General features: G+C 69.0%; 6 protein-coding genes. 3 read left to right on the top strand and 3 right to left on the bottom strand.

The features are described 5' to 3' along the window. Together JWQ05_RS10220 and JWQ05_RS10215 are read right to left on the bottom strand one after the other, a co-directional pair. On the bottom strand, positions 1-265 hold a 265-nt coding region (locus JWQ05_RS10220), incomplete at its 3' end, for a cation:proton antiporter (RefSeq protein ID WP_299658234.1). Between the two features lie 83 nt (positions 266-348). Next, positions 349-858 (bottom strand): OsmC family protein, encoded by a 510-nt coding sequence (locus tag JWQ05_RS10215; protein WP_299658233.1) that lies wholly within the window; start codon positions 856-858, stop codon positions 349-351. Between the two features lie 184 nt (positions 859-1,042). On the opposite strand from JWQ05_RS10215, the gene JWQ05_RS10210 reads away from it, so the two are divergent. From JWQ05_RS10210 to JWQ05_RS10200, 3 genes are all read left to right on the top strand, one after another. Next, complete coding sequence (locus JWQ05_RS10210; RefSeq protein ID WP_299658231.1) at positions 1,043-1,954, top strand: cell envelope integrity EipB family protein; 912 nt, start codon at positions 1,043-1,045, stop codon at positions 1,952-1,954. A 303-nt stretch (positions 1,955-2,257) separates the two neighbouring features. Next, complete coding sequence (locus JWQ05_RS10205) at positions 2,258-2,833, top strand: PilZ domain-containing protein (protein ID WP_299658229.1); 576 nt, start codon at positions 2,258-2,260, stop codon at positions 2,831-2,833. 244 nt (positions 2,834-3,077) lie between these two features. Next, on the top strand, positions 3,078-5,570 hold the full coding sequence (locus JWQ05_RS10200) for an EAL domain-containing protein (protein WP_299658227.1): 2,493 nt from the start codon (positions 3,078-3,080) through the stop codon (positions 5,568-5,570). Between the two features lie 6 nt (positions 5,571-5,576). Here JWQ05_RS10200 and JWQ05_RS10195 read toward each other — a convergent pair. After that, positions 5,577-6,470: FAD-dependent oxidoreductase (locus JWQ05_RS10195; RefSeq protein ID WP_299658225.1), on the bottom strand; the 894-nt coding region annotated here is incomplete at its 5' end.

Below are 6,470 nucleotides of genomic sequence, written 5' to 3'. Positions count from 1 at the left end.
CGAAGGCGAGGCCGGCGATGGGGCGCCAATGGGTACGCAGGTCCCGCACCGAGGTATCGTAGCCGGCGTCCAGCAGGACGGGGGCCAGGAACAGGGCCAGGGCCAGTTCCGGATCGAGGACGAGGTTGGGCACCGCCGGAATGAAGGCGAGACCGATTCCCCCTAGCGCCAGGAAGACCGGGTAGGGGGCGCCGACCCGGCGGGCGAGGCCCGCCAGGAGCACGGCGCCGAACAGGACGCCGACGATCCATTGGAAAATCATCATGTCGGAGGCAACGCACCATCACGGCGCCGGGATCACCTGTCCGGACGCAAAAACCCACACGGGCAAGGCCGGCGTGGGACGGATCAGCCCTGCGCGAGGGTGACGGCCAGCTCCGGCTTGTGGTTCAGGGTCTGGAACACAACGCAGTAGCGCTCCGTCAGCTTGAGCAACTGGTCGAGCTTGTCCTGGGGCGCATCGGTGTCGAGGGCAAAGCCCAGGCGGATCGCCCGGAAGCCCACGGGCGCCGCCTTGTCGACCCCAAGCGTTCCGCGAAAGTCGAGATCCCCCTCCGCACTCACCGTGCCGGACCGGAATTCCACGCCGATCGCGGTAGCGACCGCCTTCAGGGTGACACCGGCGCAAGCCACGAGGGCTTCGAGCAGCATGTCGCCGGAGCAGAGCTCGGCGCCGGAGCCGCCGGTGGCCGGATGCAGGCCCGCCACCGCCAGCGCCCGGCCGGTCTCGACCTTGCAGGCGATCGCGGTGTCGTCGAGGCTGCCGCGGGCGCGCAGGGTCACCACGGCGGAGTCGGGAGCGTCGCGATAGCGGTCCTTGATCGGAGCCTGGAGGGAGCGGAGGGTCTCGGCGTCCATCGGAATGTCCTTCCCGGAGTATTTTTCGTTCTTGGCAGCCGGAATCTAGGGCAAGTCGCCCTCCTGGCGAACCCGTCCTGACTCTGGCCGTCCGGCGCCGAACCTCGCACGAGCGGCCGCGATGCCCTATCTCAGCCGTGCCGGCGGGTGTTCGCACTCCCGGTCGGTTTTGTCAGGAGAGTCCATGCGTCGTTCAAGCGTGCTTGCCCATGCGGTGAAGGCCACGATCACCGTCAGGAGTGCCGCCGGCGCGGGTGCCGGTCTCCTGCTGTTCGTGGGCGCGGCGGGCGCCGCCTCGCCGATCAGTCTCGCCAATCACCGGGCGGTCTATGACCTCTCGCTGGCGGAAAGCAGCGGCACGCGGGCCGTGGAGAGCGCGCGCGGGCGCATCGTCATCGACTTCACCGGCGACGCCTGCAAGGGCTACACGATGCAGACCCGGCAGGTGACGGTGCTGGAGAGCGGCGAGACCGGAAGCCGGACCTCGGACCTGCGCAACTCCACCTTCGAGAGCGCGGACGGCCGCAGCTACCGCTTCAAGACCGATACGGTCCTGAACGGCACCCCGGGGCAGGCCGTGGACGGCACTGCCGAATCGACCTCCGGCCTCCTCAAGGTGAAGCTGAAGGAGCCCAAGCGCGACCAGTACCAGAACGCGGGTGAGGTCCTGTTTCCCACCGTTCACATGCGGCGCTTGATCCAGGCGGCGCGAGAAGGCCAGAGCACGGTCTCCGTCAAGGTGTTCGACGGCTCGGATGACGGGCGCAAGGTCTATGACACCCTGGCGGTCATCGGACGCCAGGCTCCGGCCCCGGCAGCCGGGGACAAGGTGGCAAGCGGCAAGGCGGAAAGCGACAAGGCGGCCGAACGCGACAAGCCGCTCCAGGGGGCGATGGCCGCGATGCCGCGCTGGCCCGTGACCCTGAGCTACTACGTCCCCGGAGAAGGCGAACGCACGCCGATTTACGTCCTCAGCTTCGACCTCTACGAGAATGGCGTCAGCGGCGCGCTGCGGCTCAACTACGGCGAGTTCGCCGTGGTCGGCGATCTCACGCGCCTCGACACGATGCCGGCGAATACCGATTGTCACCCTTGAGATAATATTCTGAAGGGAAGAAATCTGTCCCTTGCGCGTGGGAACGGAGGCCCGGCTTGCCTCGACTGTTCCGATGGCGGATCGATTCGTGTCGTTGCCCAAGTCACATAGGTCCCGTGGGCCTGCGCCGTAGGCACACGCAGATACGCCGGTTCGCTCGGTCAACCCGCCCGAAAAGATACCCTGCAATCCCGCGAGCGCCGTGCAGAACCCACGCCGCCGGTTCGATAAAATTTTCCGGACCTTTGTAAAGGAATCTCTCAGGAAAAGGATCTTAGTACATCCTGCAACCACAGGATGGATATGGGCCCGCCCTCCACCGTAATCCTGACCAAGCTGATCCTGCCGGCCCTGTGCTGGAGCCGGCACCGGTCCGATTTCTACGCCGTGACGACGGACCTGTCCGTCTCCGGCCTGCGCTTCCGCTCCTCCGTGGTGCCTGGACTGGGAGAGATGCTGACCTGCAGCATCCGCTACGCCGGCACCCTGGAGGCGCTGGTCATCCATCGCAACAAGGCGGAGTTCGTCGCCCGGGTGACGCGGGCCGATCGGCCACTCCCCGTCATCGTCCGACGCCTCCTCGACCTCGCGGGGGAGCAGAATGTCGATGCGGCGCCGCAACGGGTCCATCCACGCTTCGTGCCGGACAAGCCGGACATCCTCGTCACCACCTCATCCGGGGTCCGGGTCCCGGGCCGGCTCATCAACGTCTCAGCCTCGGGCGCCGCCCTGACGGTCGACATCCCCCTGGAGCCCGGGATGCGGATCACGATCGGCCGCACTCCCGCCAGGGTCGCGCGCCGCTTCGAGGACGGCATCGGTGCCGCCTTCCTGGAACCGCTGTCGCGCGAGAACGTCGGCCGGCATGTCAGCCTGTGACGGAATGCGCGTTGCGCGCGATACCCGTGCAACCTGCGTGGGCGCAGGCATCCGCGATACAATTAAGACTCTCTCAAAGGCCTTTCCGTAGCGTGTCGGTTCGAACCCGAAGCCGGTGAACTGACGATGCGGTGCTTGGACGAGGCACAGATCACGACCCTGCCGTCGGGTCACCCGCACGGCGCCGGTCCGACCTGCGGTGGATGCACCCCAACGAGTCCGGCCCGGTGAGATGACGGGCACGATGTCGTTCCGACCCACCTCTTCGATCCCGGAAACCAGCGCCATCACCAGTTCCGGGCCCATCCGATCCGCCGAGCCCGCCTGGGGACGACGCGTCAGCGACCGCGTTCCGCTGCCGGCCGTCTCCCCGGCGTCTCTTCCGGAGCAGGAGCCGGACCCGAGCGTCGGACCGAGGACCGACCGCTACGGCCTGGAAGTGAGAGCCGGGCATCTCGACGAGGCACTGCATCTCGCGCCCCATCTGGCCCTGACCCACGCGGTGACGGCCGCCACCGTGTTCCTCATGTTTCAGGATCACGCGAGCCCCCTCTACCTGTCGATCCTGTTCTTCAGCGTCGTCGTGCCGGCCACAGTCGCCACGATAGGAGCCAGACGATACCGGCTGCGGCGACCCGGGGAGGCGGAGATCGCCACCGGCCAGCGCCTGGCGGAGGGGCTCGTGCTGGCCCTGGGCCTCGCCTGGAGCAGCATGCCCCTGGCGCTGTTCCCGAATTCGGATGCCGATCACCGGCTTTACGTGGTGGGCATCTGCGCCGGGCTCATGGCCACGACCTACACCTTCGGCTCCTCCCGCAGGCTGGGCCTGCTGTTCGCCATCCCGATCACGCTCGGCAGCTTCGTGGCCCTGATCAGCGCGGGCGGGCTCGTGGCCCGGTCGCTGGCCGTCCTGCTGGTGATCTACGCGCTCTTCGTGATGTTCACCTCGGGGCGGATGTCGCGCCTGTCGGGGGAGCGCATCCTGGACCGTGTCCGGGTCGGCGCGCAGAACGAGACGATCAGCCTGCTGCTGCACGAGTTCGAGGAGAACACCAGCGACTGGCTCTGGGAGACCGACGCGCAGGGACGGCTCCAGCATGTCTCCGAGCGCATCGTGCAGGTGTCGGGCGAACGCCTGGAGACGCTTCGGGACGCGCCCTTCTCGGCCCTGTTTCTCGGCATCCGCCAGCCCCGGCCTATGAGTGAGGACACCGCCGAAATCCTCGCGCTGGTGGCCGAGCGCAAAGCCTTCCGCGAGCGGGTGGTCGAGGTCATGATCGCGGGCGTAACGCGATGGTGGCGCCTCAGCGGCAAGCCGATCACCGACCGGGACGGCACCTTCCACGGATTTCGCGGCGTCGGCTCCGACATCAGCGAGACCCGGCAGTCGGAGGCGCGGATCGCGTATCTGGCGAGCTACGATTCCCTGACCGGGCTCGCCAACCGGACCCGGTTCCACGACGCGGCGACCCAGGCCTGCGCCCGCGCGACGGCGATGGCGCGTCCCTGCGCGCTGCTCTACCTCGACCTCGACGGCTTCAAGTTCGTCAACGATACCTTCGGGCACGCCTGCGGGGACGTGCTGCTGGCCCGGGTCGCCCAGCGCCTCACCGGAACGGTGCCGCCGGACACCCTGGTCTCCCGACTCGGCGGCGACGAGTTCGCCATTCTCCTAGCCTGCGAGGACATCGACGACGCGGTCCTGCTCGGCGAGCGCCTGATCGAGACCCTGAGTGCGACCTACACCCTCGACGGCGTCCAGGTGGAGATCGGCGTCAGCGTCGGTCTGGCTCGGGCGCCGCACGATGCGCAGACACCCGAAGGCCTCCTTGGAAAGGCCGATCTCGCGCTCTACCGGGCCAAGGCCACGGGGCGGGGCAAGGTGAGCGTGTTCGCTCCGGACCTTGAGGCATCGGTACGCCTGCGGCGCGACCTGGAGGCCGACCTCAAGCGAGCGGTGGCGCTGAGTGAATTCACGCTGCACTACCAGCCCCTGATCGGGCTCGGCGATGGTCGGGTCCGCACCTTCGAAGCGCTGCTCCGCTGGGACCGGCACGCGGGCGGCACGGTCTCGCCGGCGGATTTCGTGCCCGTCGCCGAAGCCTCGGGGTTGATCACGGAAATCGGCCGCTGGGTGCTGCGCCAGGCCTGCCAGGAGGCGGCTTCCTGGCCGCAGGAGATCCGGCTCGCGGTCAACATCTCGCCCATCCAGTTCCGGAACACCGATCTCCTGGCCTACGTGACGGAGGCGCTGGCTCTGAGCGGACTGGCGCCTGAGCGCCTGGAGATCGAGGTCACCGAATCGGTATTCTTCGAGATGAACGCGACCACCATCGCGAACCTGAACGAGCTGCGGGCGCTGGGCATCCGCGTGGCGCTCGATGATTTCGGCACCGGCTACTCGTCACTGAGCTACCTGATCCGGTTCCCCGTGGACAAGATCAAGATCGACCGCTCCTTCATCAAGGAGATGAGCAGCCGGCCCGAGTGCCTGGCGATCATCGAGGCGATCCTGACGCTGGCGCGCAAGCTCTCGATCACCGTTACAGCCGAGGGGGTCGAGACCGTGGAACAGGCGATGATGCTGAAGGCCAGCCGCTGCGACGACATCCAGGGCTTCCTCTTCAGCCCCGCCCGACCCGCCTGCGAGATCGAGCACCTCATCGCTCACCTGCCCGGGCGCTTTGCGGAACTCTTCCCGGTTTCGCCGTTGGATCTCCGCCGGGCGGTGTCCTGAACGGCGTCAGGCGCGCAGGTGGTCGGCGACCGACGCGGCGGCCCGTTCGCCCTCGTCGTAGGCGCCCCCGGCGGTGCCCCATTGCAGCCGCGACAGAGCTTCGCCGGCAAACCAGAGCCGTTCCGCGACCGGCGCCTGGAGCGCGGCGCGAGCGTCGGCATGGCCGGGGGGCACCACCGCCCAGGAGCCGCGCGCCCAGGGGTCGTGCCGCCACTCGCTCACCGCCGGGATGCTCAGGTCGTGCAGGGCGCGGGCACCGAAATGGTGGCTGAGCGTCGCGCGCACGAGCCGCCGGACCCCGTCCGGTCCCGCCCGGCGGGCGTCGAGGGCCGCCGCCATGGGTGCGTCGAGCTCGAAGAAGTGGAACGGCGTGCCGTCGATGCGGGTGAGGAGGCCCGGGCTCGCCTCCCGCCCTCCGACGAGGCTCGCGAGCCGGTCCGCCCCCTGGAACGGACAGGACGGCCAGTGCAGCACGGCGTGCTCGTAGATGCCGGTGGCAAAGCCCGCGATGGCGTCCGCCACCTCCCGGGGCAGGGCGGGGGTGAAGAGCGGTGTCGTCCGCATCACCATGGTGGGAACGGTGACGATGACGGCCCGGGCGGCAAGGGACGCGGCACCCGCCGCGACCCGCACGCCCGGCCCCGACCAGTCGATGCCGGTGACCGGCGTGCCCAGGGCGATGGGCAGCCCCTGCGCCAGACGGGCGAGGTAGCCGCCATAGCCGCCGGCGATGAAGCGGTTGTCGCCGTACTCCATGCTGGGGAAGTCCTGGAGCGAGACGTGGGCCAGGGACTGGCCCGAGACGAGGCCGTGCACCCGCTCCACGCGCCGGCCCCAGGGCCCGAGGCCCGGCGGCAGGGCCGTGGCGGCCGGCCGGTCCGGCCCCGCCCAGGCGGCCTG

Origin of the sequence: Methylobacterium sp. (assembly GCF_028290105.1) — a bacterium.
Lineage (GTDB): Bacteria > Pseudomonadota > Alphaproteobacteria > Rhizobiales > Beijerinckiaceae > Methylobacterium.
The sequence above is the reverse complement of the archived record's forward strand: the minus strand, read 5'-3'. Positions and strand labels throughout refer to the sequence as shown.